General features: G+C 50.7%; 23 protein-coding genes and 1 tRNA gene. 15 read left to right on the forward strand and 9 right to left on the reverse strand.

Annotated features, from left to right (window positions below):
• Positions 1–85: 85 nt before the first annotated feature.
• Together Q0577_RS14920 and Q0577_RS14925 are read right to left on the reverse strand one after the other, a co-directional pair.
• Positions 86–2,647, reverse strand: a complete 2,562-nt coding sequence (locus Q0577_RS14920; protein WP_298737585.1) for a TonB-dependent receptor — start codon at positions 2,645–2,647, stop codon at positions 86–88.
• Positions 2,648–2,840: 193 nt separating this feature from the next.
• Positions 2,841–3,437: a DUF445 family protein gene (locus tag Q0577_RS14925; RefSeq protein WP_298737587.1), complete on the reverse strand. Its 597-nt coding sequence runs from the start codon at positions 3,435–3,437 to the stop codon at positions 2,841–2,843.
• 124 nt (positions 3,438–3,561) lie between these two features.
• Between Q0577_RS14925 and Q0577_RS14930 the strand changes: the two genes are divergently transcribed.
• Together Q0577_RS14930 and Q0577_RS14935 are read left to right on the forward strand one after the other, a co-directional pair.
• Positions 3,562–3,635, forward strand: a tRNA-His gene (locus Q0577_RS14930).
• A gap of 188 nt (positions 3,636–3,823) precedes the next feature.
• On the forward strand, positions 3,824–4,537 hold the full coding sequence (locus Q0577_RS14935; RefSeq protein ID WP_298737589.1) for a class I SAM-dependent methyltransferase: 714 nt from the start codon (positions 3,824–3,826) through the stop codon (positions 4,535–4,537).
• Between the two features lie 46 nt (positions 4,538–4,583).
• Here Q0577_RS14935 and Q0577_RS14940 read toward each other — a convergent pair whose 3' ends face one another.
• On the reverse strand, positions 4,584–4,718 hold the full coding sequence (locus Q0577_RS14940; RefSeq protein ID WP_298737591.1) for a hypothetical protein: 135 nt from the start codon (positions 4,716–4,718) through the stop codon (positions 4,584–4,586).
• A 19-nt stretch (positions 4,719–4,737) separates the two neighbouring features.
• Here Q0577_RS14940 and Q0577_RS14945 point away from each other — a divergent pair, with 19 nt between their 5' ends.
• From Q0577_RS14945 to Q0577_RS14955, 3 genes are all read left to right on the forward strand, one after another.
• The gene (locus Q0577_RS14945; RefSeq protein ID WP_298737593.1) at positions 4,738–5,157 is read left to right on the forward strand and encodes a hypothetical protein; all 420 of its coding nucleotides are present in this window, start codon (positions 4,738–4,740) and stop codon (positions 5,155–5,157) included.
• 689 nt (positions 5,158–5,846) lie between these two features.
• Positions 5,847–8,180, forward strand: a complete 2,334-nt coding sequence (locus tag Q0577_RS14950) for a hypothetical protein (protein ID WP_298737595.1) — start codon at positions 5,847–5,849, stop codon at positions 8,178–8,180.
• 54 nt (positions 8,181–8,234) lie between these two features.
• Positions 8,235–8,618, forward strand: coding sequence for a hypothetical protein (locus Q0577_RS14955; RefSeq protein WP_298737597.1), 384 nt, complete (start codon positions 8,235–8,237; stop codon positions 8,616–8,618).
• Between the two features lie 8 nt (positions 8,619–8,626).
• Here Q0577_RS14955 and Q0577_RS14960 read toward each other — a convergent pair whose 3' ends face one another.
• Positions 8,627–8,959: a hypothetical protein gene (locus tag Q0577_RS14960; protein ID WP_298737599.1), complete on the reverse strand. Its 333-nt coding sequence runs from the start codon at positions 8,957–8,959 to the stop codon at positions 8,627–8,629.
• On the reverse strand, positions 8,956–9,456 hold the full coding sequence (locus Q0577_RS14965; protein ID WP_298737601.1) for a hypothetical protein: 501 nt from the start codon (positions 9,454–9,456) through the stop codon (positions 8,956–8,958). Before Q0577_RS14965 ends, Q0577_RS14960 begins: the two co-directional genes overlap by 4 nt.
• Before the next feature lie 395 nt (positions 9,457–9,851).
• Here Q0577_RS14965 and Q0577_RS14970 point away from each other — a divergent pair, with 395 nt between their 5' ends.
• From Q0577_RS14970 to Q0577_RS15000, 7 genes are all read left to right on the forward strand, one after another.
• On the forward strand, positions 9,852–11,042 hold the full coding sequence (locus tag Q0577_RS14970; RefSeq protein WP_298737603.1) for a hypothetical protein: 1,191 nt from the start codon (positions 9,852–9,854) through the stop codon (positions 11,040–11,042).
• Positions 11,043–11,356: 314 nt separating this feature from the next.
• On the forward strand, positions 11,357–14,278 hold the full coding sequence (locus Q0577_RS14975; RefSeq protein WP_298737605.1) for an outer membrane beta-barrel protein: 2,922 nt from the start codon (positions 11,357–11,359) through the stop codon (positions 14,276–14,278).
• Between the two features lie 213 nt (positions 14,279–14,491).
• Positions 14,492–15,049, forward strand: a complete 558-nt coding sequence (locus tag Q0577_RS14980) for an RNA polymerase sigma factor (protein ID WP_298737607.1) — start codon at positions 14,492–14,494, stop codon at positions 15,047–15,049.
• A 54-nt stretch (positions 15,050–15,103) separates the two neighbouring features.
• Positions 15,104–15,442 (forward strand): hypothetical protein, encoded by a 339-nt coding sequence (locus Q0577_RS14985; RefSeq protein WP_298737608.1) that lies wholly within the window; start codon positions 15,104–15,106, stop codon positions 15,440–15,442.
• Entirely contained in the window at positions 15,442–15,945 is a 504-nt protein-coding gene (locus Q0577_RS14990) for a periplasmic heavy metal sensor (RefSeq protein ID WP_298737609.1), read from the forward strand. Before Q0577_RS14985 ends, Q0577_RS14990 begins: the two co-directional genes overlap by 1 nt.
• Positions 15,946–15,991: 46 nt before the next feature.
• On the forward strand, positions 15,992–16,387 hold the full coding sequence (locus Q0577_RS14995; protein ID WP_298737610.1) for a hypothetical protein: 396 nt from the start codon (positions 15,992–15,994) through the stop codon (positions 16,385–16,387).
• A 147-nt stretch (positions 16,388–16,534) separates the two neighbouring features.
• Entirely contained in the window at positions 16,535–17,092 is a 558-nt protein-coding gene (locus Q0577_RS15000) for a hypothetical protein (protein WP_298737612.1), read from the forward strand.
• Positions 17,093–17,146: 54 nt separating this feature from the next.
• On the opposite strand, the gene Q0577_RS15005 is transcribed toward Q0577_RS15000, so the two are convergent.
• Positions 17,147–17,677 carry a 5'(3')-deoxyribonucleotidase gene (locus Q0577_RS15005; RefSeq protein ID WP_298737613.1) on the reverse strand — a complete coding sequence of 177 codons (531 nt, stop codon included), beginning with the start codon at positions 17,675–17,677 and terminating at the stop codon, positions 17,147–17,149.
• Between the two features lie 79 nt (positions 17,678–17,756).
• Positions 17,757–20,222: a hypothetical protein gene (locus tag Q0577_RS15010; protein ID WP_298737615.1), complete on the reverse strand. Its 2,466-nt coding sequence runs from the start codon at positions 20,220–20,222 to the stop codon at positions 17,757–17,759.
• 122 nt (positions 20,223–20,344) lie between these two features.
• On the opposite strand from Q0577_RS15010, the gene Q0577_RS15015 reads away from it, so the two are divergent.
• Positions 20,345–21,583 carry an NAD(P)/FAD-dependent oxidoreductase gene (locus Q0577_RS15015; protein WP_298737617.1) on the forward strand — a complete coding sequence of 413 codons (1,239 nt, stop codon included), beginning with the start codon at positions 20,345–20,347 and terminating at the stop codon, positions 21,581–21,583.
• Between the two features lie 235 nt (positions 21,584–21,818).
• Here the strand turns inward: Q0577_RS15015 and Q0577_RS15020 are convergent, their stop codons facing one another.
• Both Q0577_RS15020 and folK read right to left on the reverse strand, forming a co-directional pair.
• On the reverse strand, positions 21,819–22,469 hold the full coding sequence (locus Q0577_RS15020) for a deoxynucleoside kinase (protein WP_366884474.1): 651 nt from the start codon (positions 22,467–22,469) through the stop codon (positions 21,819–21,821).
• A 48-nt stretch (positions 22,470–22,517) separates the two neighbouring features.
• The gene (gene folK / locus Q0577_RS15025) at positions 22,518–23,003 is read right to left on the reverse strand and encodes a 2-amino-4-hydroxy-6-hydroxymethyldihydropteridine diphosphokinase (RefSeq protein WP_298737620.1); all 486 of its coding nucleotides are present in this window, start codon (positions 23,001–23,003) and stop codon (positions 22,518–22,520) included.
• 120 nt (positions 23,004–23,123) lie between these two features.
• Between folK and sppA the strand changes: the two genes are divergently transcribed.
• Together sppA and Q0577_RS15035 are read left to right on the forward strand one after the other, a co-directional pair.
• Positions 23,124–24,887 carry a signal peptide peptidase SppA gene (gene sppA / locus Q0577_RS15030; protein WP_298737622.1) on the forward strand — a complete coding sequence of 588 codons (1,764 nt, stop codon included), beginning with the start codon at positions 23,124–23,126 and terminating at the stop codon, positions 24,885–24,887.
• Between the two features lie 185 nt (positions 24,888–25,072).
• A complete protein-coding gene (locus Q0577_RS15035) occupies positions 25,073–26,170 on the forward strand; it encodes an ABC transporter permease (protein ID WP_298737624.1) in 1,098 nt (365 codons plus the stop codon).
• Positions 26,171–26,186: the final 16 nt, after the last annotated feature.

Genomic DNA, 26,186 nt, shown 5'->3' on the forward strand with positions numbered 1-26,186 from the left:
ATAACGCATAGCGCTACATGCAAAACGCTGAACACCGAACGTACGCAGCGTTCAGCATTCAGCGTTTCGCGGTAAGCGTCATCAATCAGTTCATTCCCGGGTCACTCTGCATGTTCTGCATATTCTCCCTTTCAGCCTTCAAATTCTTGCGTTTGAATATCTGTGCGTCGAATTTACCGAAGCGGTAAGTGAAGGTGAGGCGCAGTATGCGCGACTCGCGCTTCCGGATGTAGTCCTGTACAAAAGCGGGCGCTGCCTGATTCAGCTCATACTGGCGGGTATTGAACACATCAGAAAGCGCCAGTGTCAGCGAGGCGGTCCTGTTCTTCAGAAAATCTTTTTTCAGACCGGCATCCACGCTGCTCATACCTTTGATAGTGCCTTGTGCAGAAACGGGCACCATCCCGAAACCTCCTCCACCACGGCCCCCGCCACCGGAAGGCAGCGCAATGGTAGGCGCCTGGTAGTTGCCGCTGATCTGCAGCGTGAAGTTGGCAGGCAGTTTCAGCTCTGAATTGATTTTGGCCATCCAGCTGAAGTTGCTGTTCTTATAGTCTTTCTTATCCTGCGTATAGCTCAGTTCTGCCTGGTAGAGGTTTACGTTGGTGGTAAGATCCCAGATCCTGAAGAAGGTCTTCTTCAGGGTCAGCTCTGCGCCGTAGTTGTTGTTATTATTGGCATTTGTAAAGCTGGTGAGCAGGGTATCGGTACCTATCGGTGTGCTGATGGCAGAGATCAGGTTATTGGTATTGCGATAGTACACGGTTCCCAGGAAATTGGCGGTCTTCCAGTTCTTTACATAAGACAGCTCCACGCTGTTGGTGTATTCAGGCCGCAGGTTGGGATTACCCTCACGCTGGTTCAGCGGATCGCTGTAATCGCGGTAGGGTATCAGCTGAAAGAAGTTGGGCCGTGTTACCCGGCGGGAGTAGTTCAGCTGTACTTCCTGGTCGTTCTTCATTTTCTGCGACAGGTATACGCTGGGGAAGAATCCGGGCCTGGCCCTGGTTGGCTTGAAGTGCATGCCTTCGCTCGGGATCTCGCCGGAGTATACATATTGCTCTACACGCAAACCCGCCTGGTAACCAAAGTTGCCTTTGGTACCTGCATAGTTCACATATCCTGCATAGATCTCTTCCTTGTATTTGTAATCGTTGGAAAGCAGGTTGTTGAAATGGAAATCGCCCGTAGCGGTATCCTGGTCAAACACATTATACACGCTGGTATAATTACGCAGGGTGGTTTTCAGGCCTGCTTCCAGTTTACCGTTCTTGCCGATCGGATCGGTATAGTCGGTCTGGATGGTGACAAATGTAGTATGGCCGTCAGAGTTATTGGTCTGGTACATAGACTGCGCCAGCGGTATATTGTGCATATCCACGGGCTGGCTCAGGAAACTGCCGTTACGGTTGTTATTGCTGCGGTTATAGTTAACGTCTGCGGTCCATTCGCGGTTAGGCTCTGCAAAGGTATGCTTAAAGCCCAGCTGGGTGGTATAGTTGCGGAAGCCGAACTGGTTATTATTAAGACGGTTGCTCATGGAATCACCACTGTTAAAGGTGCTGCGCAGGTCTTCAAAGTTTTTGAACTTACCGTCTACGATGTTCTGTGAAAGGGAGATGGTGTTACGGTTATCCAGGTAATAATCCACACCGATGCGCCCAAACTGGAAGCGGGGAGAGGTGCGGCTGTCGCTTTCCTGGAGCAGGCTGCTGGTGCCGCCGTTCAGGAAGTTGGTGCGGTTGGTGGTACCATCGCCCCAGTAGCGCTGTGAGTTCATCATGTAGTTGGCAAAGAAGTTCACTTTACCCTGGCGGATATTGATATTACCGCCCCCGTTATATTTGTCACCCGTACCTGCGCCCGCCATCAGCATACCGTTGATACCGGCTCTCTTGTTCTTCTTAAGTACGATATTGATAATGCCAGACATGCCTTCCGCATCGTATTTGGCCGATGGGTTGGTGATGAGCTCTACGCTCTCAATGGCGTCTGCAGGTATCTGGTCAAGGGTGAGGGTAGAGGGCTTGCCGTCTACAAAGATGTTGGGTGAAGCGTTGCGGACGGTCACATTACCGTCGATATCCACGTTTACGGCGGGTACGTTCTTCAGCACGTCCTGTGCGGTGCCACCTACACTGGTGAGGTTGCGGTCTACATTGAACACTTTTTTATCGATGCCCATCTGGAAAGCGCTTTTCTCCCCGGTCACTTCTACGGTAGCCAGCAATTTTGCATCCGGCTTGAAGCGGATATTGCCCAGGTCCTGGTCAAAAGTCTGCGGACTGATCGCCACTTTTTTATAGATGGTTTCGTATCCCATAAAGGAGATACGCATATTGAAAGTGCCCAGCGGCAGGCTTTCCAGGCTGAACTCACCGTTCTCTTTCGTCAGCATGCCGGTTACCACGCTGGAGTCGCGCAGTTTCAGCAGGGCTACTGAAGCGTAAGGTACCGGCTTTTTGGTGTTGGCATCTACCAGTTTACCGTACACATGTCCTATCTGGGGCATGTTCTGCGGACGTTGTCCGTTGGCAGCGCCGCCCCGTCCGCCGGCGCCACCGGCAGGAATGGAAGGTATCTGGGCATGCAGGGAGGCTATTCCAAGAAGGGCAGCCACCATGGTGAAGTACCATTTGTTCATCATCTATCGTATGCTTTTATTAGTTGGTCGTTGTTAAAGGAGAACTGTTACATTGCACACCATATCCGGCCCGCTGTCCGGTCGCAAAATTAAGGTCATTCTGTATGAGTGCTGGCGCAATATGACGAATGGGCCTTTTAGCCCGGGGAACCCGTTAAAAATGGCGGTAAAAGGTCTTAACAGTATTTAACAGAAATCAGAAAGGATTTGTCATGAGCAGCTGCATCAGCCCGATCACGAAACCCAGTACGCCGCCAATGATCTCCACGAAGCGGAATTCCCTGGCCATGATCCCCTGCAGTATCTGTTCCAGTTTATCAGAAGAGAAGTTGCTTACTTTTTCGGTCACAATACGTTCCAGGTCCAGGTCTTCCCGGGTGTTCTGCAGGTATTTGTCGATCATGATGGGGAACAGCGTATCCAGCTCTTTTACCAGCACATCTTTGATCTGTTTGATGGTGCTGTCGCCGATGAACATGGATAATACAGGCATGGCATCGGGCAGCTTTACACGCAGGAAATGCTCCAGGTGATCTTCTACCACCGGGATGATGCTTTTGATCTTTTCGGGGTCGGTCAGCTTGTTGTGAATGTCGTCAAAAGACAAAAGCTCGTCTGCTACCAGCTTGCCCAGTTTCTCAGCAAACTGCCGTTGCCTTTTGGGGAAGATGCCCTGCAGCGTAATAAAGCCGAGCTTCTTCGGTTCCCGCGGGTGGAACAGCATTTTAATGGCAATCCAGTTGGTAAACCATCCTATAAAAGCTGAAATAAAGGGTATCAGATAAATCGACATCTTTGCCAGACTTGTTTTTTTGAGAGGGCAAAGAAACAAAAAAAACCGGGATAACTTTTTTTCTGTTATCATTTGGAAATTGCATTTGAATTATCTTATCTTTGCAGTCCCGAAAAACAAAATGGTGGCCATAGCTCAGTTGGTTAGAGCATCAGATTGTGGTTCTGAGGGTCGTGGGTTCGAGCCCCATTGGCCACCCTTCACCGGAAAGTTCACCCAGGACTTTCCGGTTTTTTTTATGATCATCCTGCACATCGAATTATCCCTGTATGCATATCAGCCAACAAAAAAATATAACGAACGTTGTAGCAGGAAGTCAACCTTTTGAGCAAATTTGAATAATCGTAGCGCAGGCACTTTGCGCAGTTACACTAACGCCGGTACCAATGAACGCCTTATTAGAGCACGTTTTTGAAAAAAGACAGTTTACGAACAGCAACAACGAAGTGGTTGCCATCAACTCCGAAACGCCCAAAGGACAATGCGAGTTCCTTCAGACACTGATCAGGGAGCATAACTTTTCAAGCGCCATAGAAGTAGGCCTGGCCCATGGCACCTCTACCTTAGCCATCGCAGAAGCAGTGGCGGAGAACAAGGGCAGCTCCGTGGCAATGGACCCCTATGAACGCAGCTATTGGAACAGCGTGGGACTGGACCTGGTAGCCCAGGCCGGCTATCAGGTTGAATTCATTGAAGACTTCTCCTACCGGGTGATCCCTAAGTTCCTGGAAGCCGGCAGGAAATTCGATTTTGCCTATGTGGATTCCACCAAGCTGACAGACTGGTTAATGACAGACTTTTTCCTGATCGACAAGGCCCTGGTAAATGGTGGCATTATTGTATTTGATGATGTCAACTATCCCTCTATCCGCAAGCTGGTGCGCTACATTGCACAGCTGCCGCATTACCAGGTGGTGGGCAGCTGGCCATACAACAACCGCTGGTCTGCCGCACGAAAAGTGGCCAAGAACTGGCTGACCCTGGGGCTGAGGGATGGCCTGTCATTAAAAGACTTCAGGCTGGGACTGATCGGCCGTTCTGTGGCGCTCCGGAAAACCGGCGATGATACCAGGGAGTACGACTGGCACAGGAAGTTCTGACTGGCCGCGATAATTTTCCCGAACTGCCTGGCTTCCACTTTAACCGTCATACAGGCCTGGAAAAGCTGTTCACCGTTCCGCCGGTGTTTTCCCCGAACGGCCCCTGCACATTCCTGCCCAGGAGCTGCTGTTCCAGGGCAGCAACACCCATATTGAGCTCCGCCTGATCGCCAACCCGCATCCGCTTTGCCGAAAACCGGGTGATCAGCACCGAGGTCTCCACAGCCATTATCCAGCTGGACGAAGAGGAGCCCTTCAACGGCATGGCCCTGCAAGTGCACACAGATGGGGAAGGCACCCTCATGGTGGTGCTGCAGTACCGCTCCAGCAAAGCATGCAATGGCACCTTAGACCCCTCCGGCAGCCGCCGCTATATGGCGGCCGATGTGATCAGCATCACCATCCCCCCAAATGAGCTTACAACGGCTGCATACCCGAAAGCAACCCGTAAACGTTTTGTCTTTCGTAAAAGCCCATTGCACAGCATAAACAGGGCCCGATTCCCTTCACTACCAACCCCGGTAGATGCTCCCCCGGGTTTTGTAACGTCATCAAACGCCGTACAGCGTACGCCCGGGCTTTCTTACCCCTCATTGCGAGGGCCCTGCAGCCCCACTTAGCACCGGCCTTATGTACAATGCCATTTGGTCATTGATCGTAACGAACCAGCCGTTCATCGCACTATCTTGCTATTTAACCCACCACATCCAGAGCGCCAGCTCCCGGAACAGCCATGCCTCTAACCATCCAAAACTGCTCTTTTTACCCCCTCAAAGCCTCCACTTATTTCCCTGGTACTTCATCCTGCACCTCCCAAGCTCCAACCAACCTCCAACCTCCAACTTCCAAGCTCCAACTTCCAACTTCCAACCTCAAACCCCCAACCTCAAACTTCCAAACTCCAACCAGCCTCCAACCTCAAACTTCCAACCTCCAACCTCAAACTTCCAACCAACCTCCAACCTCCCCCCAAATCCCCAAATCCATTTCATCCCCCGCTGAAGTCCCGATCAACTCCACCTCAACTCCACAAAGTATTGATTTACAGCAGGTTTATGCTGGCCGTATACCGGCCGCTTACCCGCCGCAGGATCAATGTACCAGTAGCATGGAGGCTTAGTAAGTATATAGTCAGTGCTTATTGGAAGCTTTGTAAGTGTTTAACCAGGTATTTATTAAGTCCTTACTTTTTCATACCCCGGTCACCGCCAAAGATCTCCATCCCGCCCTTACAAAACCTTCTTTTCTTAATATATAATTTCCTATTTTGTATCCGTACTCAAGCATCATCTAAACTACGCTTACGCTTATGGGAAATCAACCCACTGCCTGGCGCCGGATCAAAAACCGGTTGCGGGCTGCCATCTCCTTTATTACTCCCGGTCAGGTTACATTGAAAGCCAGCGGTATCGGTATACTGATCGCCACCTTATTGTTTTTCATCTGCACACTGGCCGATCTTTTCTTTTCAAAAGGGATCGGTATCGGCTATTACCTGGTCACCCTGGTGGTACGGGTGGTACCCGCCCTGCTGATAGCTGCCCTTATTGCCTGGGTAGCGCTGCTGGTGGGCAGAACACACCGTTATTTCCGGATCGGTGTTGCCTTCGCCTTCTTCTGCATTTTCTATTACTTCCGCCTGAAGGATCTCAGCTACTGGCTGGCGGGTTTCCTGGTACTGTTCCCGGCATTGATCTTCGGAACCCTGTCTTACTGGAGGCGCCGCCGCCAGGTGCAGTGGACAAGGCCCCGGCAGATCATGACCCTGGTGCTGTTTATTATCGGACTGGCAGGCGGGCTCACCGGGTTGTATTTCTTCCTGTATCCCGGCAGCCCGGTGCCGCCTATCACCAACTATAAAATGCAGGCGCAGCTGCCGGATACCCTTACCGCCGGCGATCCTTCCCGTCCGGGTAGCTACCAGGTGGCCACCCTTACCTATGGATCAGGAAATGATAAGCGCCGTCTTATCTACCGTCAATCCGTAAAGATCAAAACGCCCACGGTTGATGCGGCCGGGCTGCTCAAATCCTGGAGCGGCGTATACGGTAAGCTTCGCAGCTGGTACTTTGGTTTTGGTCCGGATAAACTGCCGCTCAACGCCATGGTATGGTACCCGCAAAACCTCCAGGGCCCTGCACCGCTGGTGCTGGTGGTACATGGTAATCACCTGGCGCAGGACTGGTCAGAGAAAGGGTACGATTACCTGGCCGAACTGCTCGCCAGCAGAGGGTACATCGTGGCATCGGTAGATGAGAATTTTTTGAACACCAGTCTTACAGATAAGCCCTGGGGCGGTTTAAAGAACGAGAACGGCGTGCGCGGATGGCTCCTGCTCAAACATCTCGAAGTGTGGCGAAAGTGGAACCAGGAGCCCGGCAATCCTTTCTATCATAAAATAGACACCAGCAATATTGCCCTGATGGGGCATTCACGCGGCGGCGAGGCCATGTCTCATGCCGCTTTATTCAACACCTTGCCCGCCCATCCGGACGATGCCAATGAAGTGTTCCACTTTAATTTCAACATTAAGGCCTACATCGCCATCGCCCCGGTAGACGGTCAATACAAGCCCGCCGGTATACTGGCGCCGCTGAAGGATATCAACTACTTTACCATCCATGGTACACATGATATGGATATGCAGTCTTACGGTGGCCTGAGCCCCATGTACCGCATTGAATATTCGCCTTCGTACCGTGGTTGTAAAGCGGGGCTCTATGTGCATCATGCCAATCACGGTCAGTTCAATACTTCCTGGGGAAAGTATGATCAAACCAGTCCGTATGCTAACCTGTATAATTTCACCAACCTGATGCCGGCGGCCGATCAGCAGCAGATCGCAAAGGTGTATATCAGCGCGTTTCTTGATCTGCATCTGAAAGGAGCGGAGGCCTATCAGCCGCTGTTTGTGGACTATCGTTACGGCCGTCAGTGGTTACCCAAACAGATCTATTTCAACCAGTTTGAGAACAGTCCGTCGGTTTTCATTGCCCGTTATGATGAAGACCTGAACCTGCAAACCGCCACCATGCCCGGTGTAAGCATCAGTGCTGATCACCTGAGTGTGTGGCGCGAAGCGCTGCATAAACTGATGTGGGGCGATCATATCAGCCGTTCTGTTTTCATCGGGTGGGACAGGCAGGGCGCAGATACCGTGGCCGCCACTTATACTTTCAGTTTACCCGATAGCAGCACGCTGCAGCTGGAAGGAAAATCACTCTTCTTCAGCCTGGCGGAAAGCGATGAAAGCGCGGCCCATGTGGTAAAAGGAGAACAGCCGAAGTCCGGTAAACCGCCTGCCGCAAAAGCAGATCAACCAAAAGAGAAGACGGAGAAAAAAGCAATTGATTTTACGATAGAGCTAAGCGATCAGCAGGGCCATCACATCCGCTTTCCTTTAAGTGAATGCGCTCCCTTACAACCGCAGATTAAGAAAAAGCTGACGAAGTTTGCATTCTTAAACCAGTACGATGATGCAGAAACCATCCCGGATCTGTTCTACTTCAGGCTGGAGAAATTACAACAGCAGCATCCTGAATTTGCGATGGATCAGCTGCACAGTATACGTTTTGTATTTGACAGATCGCCGTCTGGGGTGATCATCCTGGATGATGTGGGGTTCAGTGAGCTGGGGAAATAAAATTTCCCGTCAACTAATTATTTTAGTACATTAGCTAAAAATATTAGTAACACAATGGCGGTAGAGCTGGAAGAGATAAGATTGGGCAACTATTTTGCCCTGGGACGGCAGGTGATCCAGATTACGGAACAGCATTACCCGGTGCTGCCCACTTTATGCCAGCAGCTGGAACCGCTGCGCATCCAGTCTACCCGCTTAACCAAGCTGGGGTTTAACCTGGTACGTGGCGGGGATTTTAACAACTGGACAAGAGGGCACAACGGCATGCCGGTATTCCTGAAAGCAGCCGCCTCCAATCGCTGGATCCTGCAGTTTTCCGGGTATGACAAGGTGCGCTTTATTGAATACATCCATCAGCTGCAGAATATATGGTTCTGGCTGTTTACAGAGCCCCTGCTGCGAAGGGAGGATAACAGGAAGCAGGTTGAAGGCAATTAAAGAACAGTTCACACCTGCACCGGTTCCCTTTCTTCCGTATCCAGTTCCGTGCCCATTTCCCGGCGTATCCAGTTCATGGCAGCGGGGTTACTGCCCAGTTGTGAGCAGATCCGGTTCAGCGTTCCAAACTCAGGAGGGCTCAGGTATTGCTGGTAATCGTCCAGGGTCTGTGCCCTGTTATCCAGGTTGATGTCGTAGATCCTTGCGACGATGTTTTCAGGGATGTGGAAGATGGTCACCAGCTCATACGGACTGGCATAATTCAGTATCCTGCCCGTGCAGATCTTATAGCAGGGAACATGCGGACTAAACGGATATTGCGCACAATTGCAGTTGCTCATATAGGGGTGTTGAGGTTAAAGATCCAGAGTAAAAGGAAGCAGATCATCCACAGCGCAAACACGATCACGCCGCCTGTAAACCATTTGATCTGGCGCTGGAAACAGATATTCGCCTGCTCGGCAGTGGCGTCAATATAATCCTTTGACACAAACAAGCTGGCCAGGTAACTGCGCGTAACCCGCTGTCCCCAGTAAACAGACAGGCAAAGCAGCAGCCAGCCTAAAATGTAGAGAAAGTAGATCCATTTGAAATCGCTGTCTGTCTTCATATACTCCTTATCCAGGATAGCCAGCAGCGATCCGCCAATGATTAGTAATGACCAGCCCGTGATCCGGTTCGATTCTTCATTCACCGTCTTCAGCGCATTTTCACTGCTTACCGGCGGGGGAGCAGGAGGGGGGAACATTTGTTCTGCCGCCGCCACTCTTGACGGATTTACCCGCGCAAGTAACGCCGCCAGCATTTTCTTCCAGTTTTTGGGTAAGGGGCTAGCCATGTAGATTGAATTTTTCAGTTGAGCAGGGATCGGGACCGACAATACTCCATCTACATAAATGTAAGGTTTTTTCTTTATAAATCCGGCGGTGGAAATTTCTGGCCCTTTCCGCAATAGATAAGGCTTTAGGCTTGTTATTTCCCCCGGAAATTCCTATATTTGCAACTCGCAAAACCTACTTACTAGCTCGGCGAATCAGCTGGGCTTTTCTATTGTTGGATTGATTATCAAGGGGATAAGACTATACCGTATCTATATGTTTCCCTGACCATACTAACTACTAGCCCATCAATTTGATACACCCGTATGAAACGGGCATCCTTTGTTTGATTGCAAATACTATATGTATTTGATTATTTATTATTTGAATCAATAAAATAAATTAATACTAATATATGGATCAGCTAAAACTGAAATTGCAGGAATATTACCAGCGTTACCGGCAATTGGATCAACGGGTAAAACCCGGGAAGGAAGAGGTGGGCGACATGGAGAATGACATCCTTTCGCAGTTTGGGTTGCCAGCCTCCAAGCGCTTTGTGCAGATATTACACGATTTTGTAAATCATGCACAGGTGAACGACCATCTGCTGGAGTATGTAAGCAAAAAACTGCGTTCGGCGGCCCGGACTTACCTCTTATCACCGGTGATGTCTGATATTGAGCTGCTGAACCATGCACGCGACCAGAAACGCAGCGCCTACGACCTGCTGCCCGAACTGGGCTATCCTACCCATGAGTACGCCATTTTTATGATAGCTGAACTGCTGTACCGCCGTAATATGGCCAGTATAGATGTCCTGGACGAACTCCGGAAAGCACAGCAGCACGACAGCTGGAACGAACTGCTGCTGCTCAGCAAGATCAGCAATTATACCGCCAACGAACTGTATACAAAAATGAAAAAGCACGGACTGCGATTCCTGGATGATTTTATCCAGTTCAGCCGCCGCCAGGATGCTTCCAAAGCACCTGCCAAAAGGGCCACTCCCGCTGAAGTAGGCTACAAACCCAACTACAGCACCATCAGTAAAATGCAGGTGGAAGATATCGTGTTCGACGAGCATGGCGTTCCCTGCCTCTACGGAAAGATCCGGTCGGGCAACCGCTATACCCGCCTGAGCATCGGCATGGAGTTCTCTGAACTGAACCAGGTGCTGATGAGCAGCGGCGAAATGGGCGTGGAGATCAGCAACTTCATCAAGAAGAAACTGAACGCCCCCGGCGCAGAAAAGTCACTCGTCATAGATATCCGCACGGAATTCGGTAAGATGCTGAAGCTGGAGAACTGCTTCCTGGAAGTATATAAACCCCAGCACCGTGAAGGACAGGAATGGATAGAGGATAAAGAAAACTTCTATTTCGTGGAAAAGATCCTTACCAAAAAAGAGTTTGATAAACGCTCTAAAGAAGTGGAAACCAAAGAAAAGATCCAGGAATGCCTGGAGATCATCGGCGGCTCTTATGTAGCCTATCAGCGCCTCCGCCGTTTAGGCATCACCGATGAAGAAGCCAAGCTAAGGGCAGGCCTGCAGGATGAACTGCTGTTCAAACTGTCTACCTACCTGCACAAGCTGAAAGACTAAGTCAACTACTCATGGTCTTATATGTTATAAGGGGTACCATCGCTGGTACCCCTTTTTTTGCGCCCTGATTGTTGATAATGCTCCCCCTCCCATTTCCGGGACGAGTAACTATGCTGCGAAAACTTATGGCTTGTGTTTCAATCAAGTGGCGGTATGCCCGGTTAAACTTGCTTGCCTTTTCAGTCCTTACAAACATAGGATATAAAATTTCCTGATTGGTTAATCTGTCGTTAACCGAAAATTTTTTTCCCAGCCCCGAAGGTTCTTTACCGGAACGTCGTCCAATAAGGTAACAATGTTCAATTCATGATCCAATGATACAACGCATCATTTTATTGTCCTGCTGGTTATTGGCCGCCGTGCCTGCCGTGTGGGCGCAAGACCTCTCACTGAAAGGAGTACTGCAGGATAAAAAGGAAAAGTTCCCGCTGCCCGGCGCTACGGTAAAGCTGATACCCCTGTCAGACTCCACCAAAGTGTCAGGCGCTGTTACCAACGCCAGCGGTGTGTTCAATATCCCGAACTTACAGGCACAAAGCTACCGCATGACCATCTCCTTCCTGGGCTATAAAGATGTGAGCCGCACCATCAACCTGAGCCAGGCCAGCCAGGATGCCGGCACCATCTACCTCGAAGCAGGCGCTACCCGCCTGAAGGGAGTAACGGTAGCCGGACAGGTACCTCCGGTGCAGCAGAAAGGCGATACCCTGTCTTATAATGCCAACTCCTATAAAACCAATCCCGACGCTACCGCGGAAGACCTGGTAAAGAAGATGCCCGGCATCACCGTAGAAAGCGGTACCGTAAAAGCACAGGGCGAAAACGTGAAAAAAGTGCTGCTGGATGGAAAGGAATATTTTGGAGAAGATGCCACCCTGGCGCTCCGCAACCTGCCCTCCGAAGTGATCGATAAAATAGAAGTGTTTGACCGCCTCAGCGATCAGGCCCAGTTCACCGGCTTTGATGATGGTAACTCTTACAAGACCATCAACATTGTAACGCGGGGCAATATACGAAACTCACAGTTCGGTAATGTTTTCGCCGGTTATGGCAGCGATGACCGCTACATGGCCGGGGGCAACATCAGCCTCTTTAATGGCGACCGGCGTATTTCCATCATCGGCCTGTCTAACAATATCAACCAGCAGAACTTCGCTACACAGGATCTGCTCGGCGTAGTAGGCAATGCCAGCGGTAATCGTGGTGGCGGCGGCCGTGGGGGAGGAGGTCGGGGTAACCGTGGCGGTGGCGCCGGAGGTTTTGGCGGCGGCGGTAACGCCGGTAATTTCCTGGTAGGGCAGCAGAGTGGTATCACCAAAACCAACTCATTCGGTATCAACTTCTCGGATGTGTGGGGCAAGAAAGTAACCGTGAGCGGCAGCTATTTCTTTAACCGTACCAACAACGCCAACAACGAGCTGACTAACCGGGAAACCTTCCTGACGGCAGACTCCAGCCAGTTTTATAACGAACAGCAGCAAACCAGTAACACCAACTATAATCACCGTATTAACCTGCGTATCGAGTATAAGATAGACTCGTCTAACACACTGCTCTTTACACCGGGTGTCAGCTTCCAGAAATACAATGCATTTTCACAGACCAATGGCCTGAACACCTATGCAGACAGTAACCTGATCAGCCGTTCTGATAATATGCAGACAAGCCAGACCTCCGGTTTCAGCACCAACAACGGCATCCTGTTCCGCCACGCTTTCCCGAAGAGGGGAAGGACCATCACCGTCGGACTGAATATCGGCGCTAATGATAAAGACGGGCAGCGTAACCAGCAGGCTTTCAATACCTACTATAAAGGCCAGGCAGGCGTGAACGACAGCATTCGTCAGGAGTCCTATCCAAAGACAGACGGCTACCAGTTCTCTGCCAATATCGCCTATACGGAACCGTTGGGTAAAAGCGGACAGCTGCAGCTGAACTATAACCCTTCCTGGTCTAAGAACAGCGCTGATCAGCAAACGTTCCACTACGACGAGTTTACGGGTAAATATGTGCTGCCGGATACCAGCCTGTCTAATGTATTTGATAATACCTACAAGGCACAGAACGCCGGACTTACCTACCGCTATGGCAACCGTGATAAGATGCTGTCACTGGGCCTGTCTTACCAGTACTCAGAACTGAACAGCGACCAGGTATTTCCGCTGAGCACCAGGGTGCGCAGAACCTTCAGCAACCTGCTGCCCAACGCCATGCTGCGGTATAAACTGTCGCAGAACAGCAATATCCGCGTGTTCTACCGGGCCAATACCACGCAGCCTTCCATCGGCCAGCTGCAGAACGTGATCAATAACAGTGATCCGCTGTTCATCTCTACCGGTAACCCGGATCTGGCGCAACAGTACACCCACCAGGTGATCACCCGCTACAGCTACACGCAGCCACAGAAAGGCCTGAGCTTCTTTGCCAACATCTTCCTGCAGAAAACGCAGAACTATGTAAGCAATGCTACCTACATAGCTTCGCAGGACTCCGTGTTAACGCCTACGGTTACACTCTACAAAGGGTCACAGCTGGCCAAGCCAGTGAACCTGGATGGTTACTACAGCGCACGGTCTTTTTTGACCTTTGGTATGCCCCTGCGTTTCATCAAAACCAACCTGAACTGGAATGCAGGTTTCACCTGGACACGCACGCCGGGCATCATCAACAATATCGAGAACCTGTCCAACAGCTATAACTATAACCTGGGCGCCGTGCTATCCAGCAACATCAGCGAATACGTGGATTTCACCCTTTCCTATTCCGCTAATTTCAATGATCTGAAGAACAGCATACAGCCAACGCTCAATAACAGGTACTTCTCTCAGAATGCGGGCCTGCGGCTTAACCTGCTGTCAAAGAACGGATGGATGTTCTCCAACGATCTTAGCAGCCAGTTGTACAGCGGCCTCACAGACGGTTTCAACCAGCAATACTGGCTCTGGAATGTTAGCGCAGGCAGGAAGTTCCTGAAAAACCAGCGCGGAGAGCTGAAGCTCACCATCTTTGACCTGCTGAACCAGAACCGCAGCATTACCCGTACCACTGCCGCCAACTACGTGGAAGACGTGCAGACACAGGTGCTCAAACAATACTTTATGGTTACATTTACCTATAAGATCAGGAACTTCAAAACCAGCAAGGCAGCTGCCCCGCCGGAAGAAGAACCTGAAATGATGCAGCGCAGGCCCGAGGGCATGCTCCGCCAGCGAGCAGGGGGGCCGCCGATGGAGTAAACGTTTGAGGTTTGAGGTTCGTTGGAGGTCGGAAGTCCGAGGAGGTTGGAAGTTCGTTGGAGGATGGAAGTCCGAGGAGGATGGAAGTCCGAGGAGGTTGGAAGTTCAAAGAAATGTCCTGACCTGCACCTTTAACCTTCAATTTTTAACCAACCTCAAACCTCAAACTTCAACCCTCAAACCAGCATTTTATGACATCAATTATTTTAAGCATTGGATCTAACGGAAGCGCTGAAACGAGGTGACGAAGCCGCTTTCAGGGAATTAGTGGAAACCTGGAAGGACATGGTGTACAACACCGTGCTGGGTATTATCCAGCATGAAGCAGACGCAGAAGACGTAGCGCAGGAAGTGTTTGTACAGGTATACCAGTCCATCGGCACCTTCAGGGGAGATGCAAAGCTTTCCACCTGGCTGTACCGTATTGCAGTGACCAAAGCGCTGGACCATGTGAAGAAGAAGAACCGGAAAAAGCGCTGGGGACTGATCTCCGGGATCTTTGGCGACCGGCAGGAAGAACTGGCGCTGCCAGATTTTCATCATCCCGGCGTAGTGCTGGACAATAAAGAAAGAGCAGCAATACTGTTCAAAGCGCTGGAACAGCTGCCAGACAGGCAAAAGGCCGTCTTTGTGCTGCATAAACTGGAAGGCCTGCCCGCAAAAGAGATCGGCGAAGTAATGAATATGAGCGAGGCTACCATAGAAGGCCTGATGTACCGGGCCCGTAATAACCTCCGTAAACTGCTGGAAAAATATTATTCTGATAAATAGCGAAGGTTTTTTAAAAGAACGTCGTCTAATTAAATAGCAAGTAAACAGTAAACCGTGAAGCATAACGAACATGAAATAGAGAAAGTGCTGAACAGCCTGGATGGCGCATCCAGGGCAGGAACGGGAGATTATTTCTTTACCCGTTTACAGGCCCGGCTGCAACCAAAAGGCAGTAATGCATGGGAGCGTGCCATCGGCTGGATTGCACGTCCTTCAGTAGCCATCGTAGGGCTCTTACTGATCCTGCTGATGAATGGCGCCATCGTATTGCGGCAGCTCAAACAGGAAAAGTCGCTTGCAGAGCAGTCCTCCGTACAGGCCTTTGCAGAGGAATATCCTGTACAGGCAGAATCGCTGGCAATTTATAGCATTGACGATAAAACAGCATTATAATGGCTATAGCTAAGAACAAAGTATTGCTGATCATCGTAGGTGTGCTCCTGGTAGTGAACCTCGGCGTACTGCTGTTGTTCGTGAACCTGAAACCGGCAGGCCGCCAGGGTGGCCGCAACTGGGGCAGACAGGGGATGACAGAGATATTGGAGAAAAGGGCCGGTTTCAGTAAACAACAGCTGCAGGCTTACCAGGATCTGCGCAATCAGCACTGGAAAAAAATGAAGCCACTGCTGACGGATATGCGCGCTGCAAGAGACAGTTTTTACAGGCTGCTCTATGTACCGGAGATAACAGATTCCGCGCTGTTGCACGCGGCAGACGGAATAGCACAACGGCAAAAGGCCATTGATCTGCAGACATTCCGGCACTTCCAGCAGGTACGCCAGCTTTGCGATGACAACCAGCGGCCCAAACTGGATTCTCTGATACGCCAGTTCATGTCTAAATCGGGCGCACCTTTCCGGCGCGACAATCTTCGTGAGCGGAAGGAGCGGCCTTAATATAAGGTTTACATTTTGCGTCATTTTTAACTAAAAGTTGATTATTATGAAGAACAGGATTTTGTTAGTACTGGCCCTGATATTTGCAGGCCACATGACCATTAATGCACAGGGCTTTCAACGCCGCACCGTAGAAGAAAGAGTGAAGATGACCGTTGATAAGTTATCACCGGAACTTTCCCTCAATGACAATCAGAAAACTAAACTGGGCGAAGCTTATACGGATTTTTACAAAGGAATGGAGAAGATGAGGACCGATGCCCGCGCTGCAGGCAACCGTCCTGACAGGGAGGCATTCAAAAAGCTGTCTGATGAGCGCGATGCCAAGGTAAAAGGTTTCCTGAGTGATGACCAGTACAAAAAGTACACGGAAACGCTGGAGAATATGAAGAAGGAACGTGCATCCCACCGCAAACGTGGCGGCGGCGGTTTCAGAAGATAGTTCAGTTAGTGTTTACGAAAGGCGGATGATCGGTTGCTTCGGTGACCGGTCATTTCGTTTTCAGGGGAATGTTAATAGCGTATTAACGTTTGGAATAAAGATGTTTTCATAGTTTGCCGTATTCCCTGTTTGAAAAACGATTAACCCATGAACACATTACTCCGGCTCATAAATGCCGTTCGCAAACTATCCGAAGAAGATAAAGCCTGTATCGCAGGTTTTATCAAAACAGCAGAGATCCCCTCAGGAGAAATCTGGTCTGCCGCCAGCAAACAATGCATTGGCTGCCTGGAAAAAGGCCTGGTGCTGAAAACGATCCGCGTAAAACGTAACAGGGTGGTCATTGGCATTCATAAGGATGGCGATGGTTTCCCGCTGGGAACAGCAAGAACCAGTTTCCGGTTTACAGCAGTGGAACCCGCCGTTATTCACTACATTAAGTATGAGGATATTCGCCTGCTTTATCGCCGCTTTTCCGTCCTGATTGGATTTGTAAACAAACTTATGCAGCGCGATCTGCACCAGATGCGGTTCTATACAAGCCTGGGGGATGAGCCGGACCCACTGCAGCGATGCCAGCTTTACCTCAGGCGTCATCCCTTATACGCCGCCCGCCTGCCCACTAGCGTACTGGCCCGGGTGCTGGAGGTAAGTGAAAAAATGATAGCGGCCGTTGGTAGAAAGCGCCGCCTGGTTCACAACTGAAGGTTCATCCTCACGCCTGTGAAGTAACGCCGGTAACGCCATGCTTTCATACCATTACAATAATTTCGCGGCGGCATCCTCCCAGTTCAATATCCGCTCATAACCCTGTACGTGTACGTTATGATGCCCTGTGAACAGGTAGGGCTTGCCTTTGAAATGGGTGAAATTCCGTGTGAGGTCGTCTATCATGATATCCGTTTGCACAACGCTTTTGTCGCCGCAAAGGCAGAACTGCCGCCATGTAAGGAAGGGGAAATGCTCGTTCAGCCAGTCTATCTTATCCTTCAGCGAGTTGGGAAACTCCATAGCGGCAGATACGATATACAGCCGGTATTTCCTGTTCAGCTCTTCCAGTACCCGCTGTGCATCCGGGAATACCGGCAGGTCGCGAAAGAAGCCCGGCGTGTTGAGGTACTCCAGTACCTTACCCTTGTGATCAACGGGCAATGCTTCAGACAAGGTCTTTCCCCAGAGCTCTTCTTCAGAGAACACCTTGCCATAATCGCGGTAATACCATTCCCTCGCTTTAGTGATCGGGTCCGCGATCGTCTCATCCATGTCAATTGCGATAGATAGTTGCTCCATGCCGTTTTGAGTTGAAAGCCGATAGCCCGCTCCACTGCTTTTGACATGCCATGGAGTGGACTATCGGCGATGGATTAACCTAATACACCTGCTCCGCTCTGCCCACGGAGCCATCATCCCCGATGCCTTCCACGATCACCCGGAAATGGCGGGTGAAATCATTATTAAAGAAGGTGATTTTGGCAGTGCGGGTTTCCGGATCTACTGCCAGGTTCGGGTTCCAGTACAGTGTAAGCCTTTTGTCGGGCAGGGAATGTACTTCTTTATGTACGTTATAGTCAGGCGAATAGAATTCTTTCACTACGGTATACCCTGGTTTTTTATACAGCTCAAAGCCCTTCATGCTGTCATCGCCGCCTTCGCTGCCTTTCTTGGTATACACGGCAATAGCGCCATTTGCGCCGCCGCCGAAGCCGCCCATGAATGGCGGACGGAACACTTTTACCATGGCGATATCAGTTACCGCCACGCTGCTCAGCATATTGGCGTCTGCAGGCATTTCGTTCAGGTACAGCGATGGACGGCCTCCGCGCCATTGCAGGGAGGGATCGTTCAGGTTGCCCGTGATCTGCAGGCCCGCCACCCTGGATTGCAGGTACTGGAAGATATTCATGTAGCTGTTGTTCTCCTTGGTAAGGTCAAAGGTATAACCGTCGCCGCCTGCAAACAGGCCGGTGGCATAGCGTTTTTCCAGCGTTTCCTCTTTGGCGAGCTTACGTTCGGTGATGTTCACTTCTTTCAGGAACACCATCCGGCTGTTGATGGAGCGGTTCACGCGGTTGCCTTCAAACGCGGTGGTCAGGTAGTTCTTCAGCGTATTGGCGTCAATAGGCGGTGGCAGCTTAAAGGGGTAAGCCATGGTCACCGGCGCCGCATTCTCAAAGAAGTGGGTATTGAATTTTACCGTTACGTCTTTCCAGCGCTTCTGCTGATCATTGCCCTGGTAATATACCAGCGCCGTATCCATCAGCACCAGGTCGGGCACAGAGAACTCGCCCATGGCATTGGTAGGAGCGGTTACGATGGTGGTAGAGCTGTCTATCGGCTGTTTGATGATGAAATCCACCTTGCCGTTCATCAGCTGGAAACGGCCGCCATTGGTAAAGGCGGTGCCTTTCAGCAGGATGCCCTGTTCGTAGGGGAACCGTGTATCCGGGTATTGTTTATTCAGGATCTTCTGCCAGCTGAAACGGCGCCAGCCGTTGGTCATCATCAGCAGGTCCAGCGCATCCAGCCTGGCTTTAGCGGTATCCTGCAGGTACCAGGCGGGATTGTGGATATAACCCTTCAGGTCGGATGTCAGCAGCAGGTTAGACACGATATTGTCTTCATCCGGATCTTTCACCACCAGGTCTGCATCGGTTACAGATACAGAGAGGATGGTGGCCAGGGTATCCGGCAACTTGAGCATGATGGTATTTTTGGATCGTTCTTCGGTGTTGATGGAGGCCGCCTCTTCCAGCTGCAGGGGCAGCAGGTCGTTCTTGCGCAGGAATACCAGCCTTTCTGCCAGGGGCACGCCGGCTTTACTGAACAGCGTAAGCTGCATAATGCTGCTGGGCATGTTCTGGGTAGGTACAAAGCCGCTGATACGGCCCTCAGCTACATTGAGGGGCGCTTTATACACCAGCTGCTGGCCTATCTGGCCAATAATGAGCAGGTCGTTATAAGCGGTATCGTCCGGGTTGGCAATAAGGGCCTGGTAGAACACGCGCATGCCGCGGTTGTATATTTTCAGTCCCACACCGGTTGCTTTGGGCTCAGGCAGGGAGAATTCCTTCTGCTGGCCGTTGGCCGCTTTCACGGTGGCCTTGTAAGTATCGCCGGCGGCAGGTTTCAGCTCAAAAGAGCCCATGCCGTCGTGCATTACCTTGATCACGGCTACCTGTTGGCCCTTACTGTTCTTCACACTACCGTCAACGCCTATTGGAAAGCCGGACTGGTCAATGGCCTTGAATGCCACTACGTTATTCTGCCCGGCGATCATGTCACCGCCTTCGGGGAAGAACTGTACGGAGAAGTCGGTGCTTTTAACGGTATCCCGCGGTGGCGGACTGTTACGTTTGGCGGGATCCAGTACTTCAATGGTACGGTTATAAAGAAAACTGTGATCAAAGTTGAGCATCCAGGAAGTATAGGCCCTGATCTGGTACATACCTGGTTTCATGGTCTCCGGCAGGTTGATATTGCCCGGGGCGCCGGCATTGGAGGCCGCAAAGAGCTTTTTCTGTAATACGGCCCCGCTGCGGTCTATCAGTTCTACGTACAGGTTGGTGGCCCTGGTATCGGGCAGGCCCTGCAGCGTGATATACGCTTTGAACCACACGGTTTCGCCGGAAGCATAGTAATCTTTGTCCAGGTGCAGGTACACTTTCTGCTGTGGGTAACGGCCTGCAAATTCTTCCAGTGCTTTCACGATCTTATCGTCCCAGTCTTCAACGGCAGGAATGAACCTGAAAGCGCTTACGAACATCAGTATCAGTATACAGGCAGGGATCCACCACTGCAAACGCAACTGCTTTAGAACGGTGCGTAGGTGTTGCATGAAAAAATATTTAATACACGATTATAGAAAAAATACGCTGCACAATTTAGTACAATATAAGAATACATCAGGTTTACTTATTATTGCAGGCCATAATCAGGTTTTAAGATAATTTTAAGATAGTGGCAAAAAAGAGATTGATCGTAATAGGCGGCGGCGCTGCTGGCTTCTTTTGTGCAGTGAATGCGGCCCGGCTGGATCCGCAGCTGGACGTGCTGTTGCTGGAAAAAACGGGTAAGCTGCTGTCAAAGGTAAAAGTCTCCGGCGGTGGGCGCTGCAATGTAACCCATGCCGCCCCGGATATTGCTTATATGGCCCGCCATTATCCCCGCGGGCAACATTTTGTGAAGAAAGCCTTCGGTCATTTTTTTGTGCCGGATACCATTGAATGGTTCCGCGAAAGGGGCGTAACGCTGAAAACGGAGGCCGATGGACGTATGTTCCCGGTAACAGACAGCTCCCAGACCATTATCGACTGCCTGCTGCGCGAAGCAGACCTGCATCACGTAAAAATAGCCGTACAGACAGAGGTGAGCGGCATTACCCGTACAGATAGCGGTACCTGGCAACTGCAGCTGCAAAACGGACAGCAGCGGGAGGCAGAATACCTCTGCATTGCCGCCGGCGGATATGCCCAGGCGGATAAGTTTGGCTGGCTGAAGGCCACCGGCCACCAGGTAGTGGCTCCGGCCCCTTCGCTGTTCACCTTCAATACGCCCGGCCATCCCATTACCGCCCTCATGGGGGTAAGCGTGCCCGGCGCACAGGTAAAGATAGCCGGGGCCAAACTGCAGGAGCAGGGCCCTGTGCTGATCACCCACTGGGGCCTCAGCGGACCGGCCGTGCTGCGGCTCTCTGCCTGGGGCGCCCGCGAGCTGCAGCAGCTGCAGTATAAATTTACCGCCCTGGTAAACTGGGTGCCTGCCTTTCATGAGCAGGCCATGCGCGAAACGCTGCAGGGCCTGCGCTTTTCAATAGGTAAACAGAAGATCCACCAGAAAAATCCCTTTGAGCTGCCGCAGCGCTTATGGCAGTTCCACTTACAACAGACGGGTATACACGAAGAAATGCGCTGGGCCGATCTGCCTTCAAAAGAACAGCAGCTGCTGGTAAAACAGCTGACAGCCATGGAGCTGGCAGTACAGGGTAAAACCACTTTTAAGGAAGAATTTGTGACCTGCGGCGGTATACAGCTTTCGGAGATCAACCCCGCCACGATGGAAAGCAGGATAGCGCCGGGCCTCTATTTTGCAGGAGAAGTGATGGATGTGGACGGAATTACGGGCGGATTTAATTTTCAGCACGCCTGGACCAGCGGGTGGATAGCGGCGAGAGATATTGCTTTAGCTGCTGGCTGTTAGCTTGGAGTTAGTCTTTAGTCCCGGGTCGTTAGTGATTGAAGCGAATGCCTGTCCGTTGAGCATGTCCGTTTATTTCAATGTTGTTAATCCAAAATTTTAGTCTGATATTAATTCAATTCAATCACTAACGACCGGTGACTATTGACTATATATTTTGTTGTTGTTGTTGACGCAAAAGTAATAGCCGGATCTGTATAGTCCTAACCAATAATATTTATATCCATATAGATAAATTTTATAGCCAGTGAATGCCGGGCGCATAGTCGGTTTCCAGGGCCTGCAGTATCTGCCGGAAGTGGGCGGGCGCTCCGAGGAAGTCTATTTTGGTGGTGTCTATCATCAGGGTTCGTACGGAATGCTGTTTCAGGTACTGGATGTACATGTTGTGCACCCTTTGCAGGTAGGCGTCTTCAATCTGCTGTTCGTAGGAGCGGTTGCGTTTTTTGATATTCTTCTGCAGCTGTGGTACGGGGGCGTTCAGGAAGATCAGCAGGTCTGGCTGCACCAGCTGGGGGTTAATGATCTCAAATAGTTTCTGGTACAGGTTATACTCGTCTTCCGAGAGGTTGATCTTGGCAAACAGCAGGCTTTTTACAAAGAGGTAATCAGATATCACTACTTCGCTGAACAGGTCCTGTGTCTGCAGCATATCTTTCAGCTGCTTATAGCGTTCGGCCATAAAGAAGAGCTCCAGCGGAAAAGCGTATTGCTGGGGCTTTTCATAGAATTTAGGCAGAAAGGGATTGTCTGCAAATTCTTCCAGTATCAGCTTCGCACGATAATGCTCCGCCAGCATATGCGCCAGCGTGGTTTTTCCCGCGCCTATATTCCCTTCTATCGTAATAAATCTGTAATTCATGCTAATCTGATACGCTACTTTAATTATTTCCCATCAATCGCTCATCGCTGACTGCCAGCTGTTAGCAGTCAGCTCTTAGCCCCCCACTTTTTTAACCGGCAGTTCGTCTTTACACTCCGCCAGCAGCGTGCGGATATCCTGCTTTAGTACCGGGTGCACCAGCTCAGGAACTATCTCATTGAGCGGCGCCAGTACAAAGCGGCGGTATTGCATGCGCGGGTGGGGCAGTTTAAGTTCGGGCAGAGAGATGACTTCGTTGTTATAAAAGATAATGTCTATATCTATTACCCGGGCGCCCCATTTCTCCTGGCGTATGCGGCCGATGGTGCGTTCGATGTTCATGGTGGTATGCAGCAGATCCAGCGGCGGCAGGCTGGTTTCGATCTGAAGCGCCTGGTTGAGGTAATCGGGTTGTTGCACATTACCCCAGGGAGCGGTTTCATAAAGCGCCGAGGCTTTTATCACCTTACCGGCCTGCTGATGAATGGATTGCACCGCCAGTTGCAGGTTTTCTGTGCGGTTACCTAAATTGCCACCTATAAGTAATATTGCTGTATTCATGTATATTTACCGGCGCAAAAGTACCCATATTCCTTATTTTTGAAAAAAAAGTTGGTTGTCGGCTACTGTAACGATTTCGCGCAATGGTAGACTAACAGACCCATAAACAGATCCATTTATATGCGTAGCTTCTTTAAGATCTTTCTGGCTTCTTTCCTGGCTTTGATCGTATTTGCCGTCCTCAACGTATTGGTAGCGCTTTTAATCATCGGTAAGGCGCTGGCGCCCGAAAAAGTAGTGGTCAACCCCAATGCTGTACTGGTAGTAGAAACCAGTCAGCCCTACGGTGAGCAGCGGATCGCCAACCCGCTCAATACACTGCTGAAAGGCAGGCCTAACGATATACCCGGCCTGTACGACGTGGTACGCCTGATTGCCTATGCCGCCAAGGATGACAATATCAAAGGCATTTACCTGAAAACAGATGGCAATCCCAACGGCTTTGCTACCAGCGAAGAGCTGCGTAATGCCTTAATGCAGTTTAAGAAGTCCGGTAAGTTCGTATATGCGTACGGTGAAGGTATCAGCCAGCAGGCTTATTACCTGGCCTCTACGGCCAACAAGATCTTCCTGCATCCGCAGGGCGGCCTTGATTTTGCCGGGTTTTCTACCCAGGTGATGTACCTGAAAGGCACGCTTGAAAAACTGGATATACAGCCGCAGATCTTTTATGACGGCAAGTTCAAAAGTGCTACAGAGCCTTTCCGTGAAACCAGGATGACGGAGGCCAACCGTATACAGACCAGCGCCTACCTGGGTGATCTGTATGGGCATTTTCTCAGCAATATCAGTAAGGAACGCAACCTGGATACCGCCACCCTGCACCGTTATGCCAATGAGGGGCTGATACAGCACCCGGAAGACGCTTTGAAATACAAGCTGGTAGACGGCCTGAAATATGATGACCAGGTAATGGACGAGTTAAGGAAAAAGCTCAGCATCAAGAAAGACGAAGACATCAACTTTGTATCGCTTTCCAAATACGAGGAAAGTGCATCCACCAAATATAAATCCACTACCGGCGATAACAAGATAGCGGTGTTATATGCCCAGGGCAATATTGTCAGCAAGGGTGATAACGACGATGTAATGATCAGCAGTGAAGAATACCTTACACAGATCCGCAAGCTGCGGGAAGATAAGAGCATAAAGGCAGTTGTTTTCCGTGTAAACTCTCCCGGCGGCAGCGCCCTGGCATCAGAAACCATTTGGCGTGAGCTGGAGCTGACTAAGAAGGTGAAACCCGTAGTGGTATCCATGGGGGATTATGCCGCCAGCGGTGGTTATTATATCTCCTGCATGGCAGATTCTATCTTTGCAGAGCCCAATACCCTTACCGGCTCCATTGGCGTATTTGCCGTGCTGCCCAACCTGCAGGGCTTCTTCAAGAACAAGCTAGGCATTACTTTTGACGGCGTGAAAACCGGCCAGTATGCCGACCTGGGAACGGCTACGCGTCCGCTCACCCCCACAGAACAACAATTTATCCAGAACGCGATAGACAGCATTTACAGCACGTTCAAATCCAGGGTGGCAGCCGGCCGTAAGCTGTCGCCGGCTGTGGTAGACAGCATTGCGCAGGGCCGTGTATGGAGCGGCGTACAGGCAAAAGAGTTAGGACTGGTAGACCGGCTGGGCGGCCTCAACGAAGCCATCGCCGCTGCTGCAAAGATGGCCAAGATATCCAGCTATCGCCTGCGGGAGTATCCTGATGTAAAAGATCCCATTGAAAAGCTGCTGAGCAGCCTGGGCAACAAAACCAGCGCCAGCATGGTGAAGAAAGAGCTGGGAGAACACTACACCATTTACCAGCAAATTAAACGGATAAAAGAAATGAGCGGCGAAGCACAGGCCCGGCTGCCCTTCGATCTTATTATCAGATAGCATTAATAATTAATAGTGCCTGCAGAACAAGCCCCCGGGCAGCCTGTTAAGCCCATCAGCGCCTTTTTAGAGAGATGTCTCTCGTTATGGTTAATTATTAATTCTTAAATATTAATTAAAAAACCTGCTGGAAACAGCAGGTTTTTTTAGCTTTACACGATTTTTTTTAAAGCAAGATCATATTTATGGCGGTGCAGTACAGTCAGTGGAAAGCCATGCTGGCCATTACGAGGGCTAGTCTCCGGGCTATTTTCCGGAGCCCTTCCACGGTGGCGTTCACTATCGGTTTTCCCTTGGTATTTATCCTGGTGTTCGGATTTATCGGTCAGAATACAGTAACGGTTAAAGCGGGTATCGCGCCGGGTACTGATACTTCGAGCTTTCTTTATAAAGAGCTGGCAAAGGCCAGGAGCCTGAAGCTGGTGGATGAGCCGCCCGCTGAAATGGAGGACGATATGATCAAGGGCCGTATTACTGCTATCGTGCAGATCACCCAAAAACCGGGGGCGGGCCCGGTGCCAGCTTACGAGGTAACGGTGCGTTCCAGTACGGCGGGGGTAGACAAGATCCAGGTGTTCCAGTCTATCCTGAAAGATGCGCTGAACCGTATAGACGATCATTTTTACCAGCGTCCATCCGTAGCAACGCTGAACTCCGTGGTAGTACCTGGCAGGGCTTATAAAACGATCGACTTTATCCTGCCCGGCATGCTGGGCTTTTCGCTTTTAAGCGCTGCCGTATTCGGTACGGCATTCCTGTTCTTCAGTCTCCGTCAGACACTGGTGCTGAAACGTTTTTTTGCCACCCCGGTCAGGCGAACCTACATCATCCTGGGCGAGACCTTATCGCGCCTGATCTTCCAGTTGTTCGGCGCCATCGTGATCATCGGCCTGGGGCACCTGGCCTTTGGCTTTACCCTGGTACATGGTTTCGTGACTTTTGTGGAGATGCTGATCCTGTCTTTGTTCGGACTGGTGGTATTCATGGGTTTCGGTTTCCTGGTGAGCAGTGTGGCGCGCAATGAAAGCACCATACCGCCAATTGCCAACGTGATCAGTATGCCGCAGTTTTTGCTGGCGGGTACTTTCTTTTCTGTAGATGCCCTGCCCGGATGGTTGCAGCCGGTATGCCGCATGATGCCGCTTACTTACCTGAACGATGCTTTCCGCAAGGTGGCCTTTGAAGGGCAGCATCTGTGGAATGTAGGCCTGGAGCTGGGGGTGCTGACCCTTTGGGGGGTGATTATCTACGCCGTTACCATTAAGGTCTTCAAGTGGGAATAGTCCCCTATATCGTCTT

The organism is uncultured Chitinophaga sp., from assembly GCF_937898475.1.
Lineage (GTDB): Bacteria > Bacteroidota > Bacteroidia > Chitinophagales > Chitinophagaceae > Chitinophaga.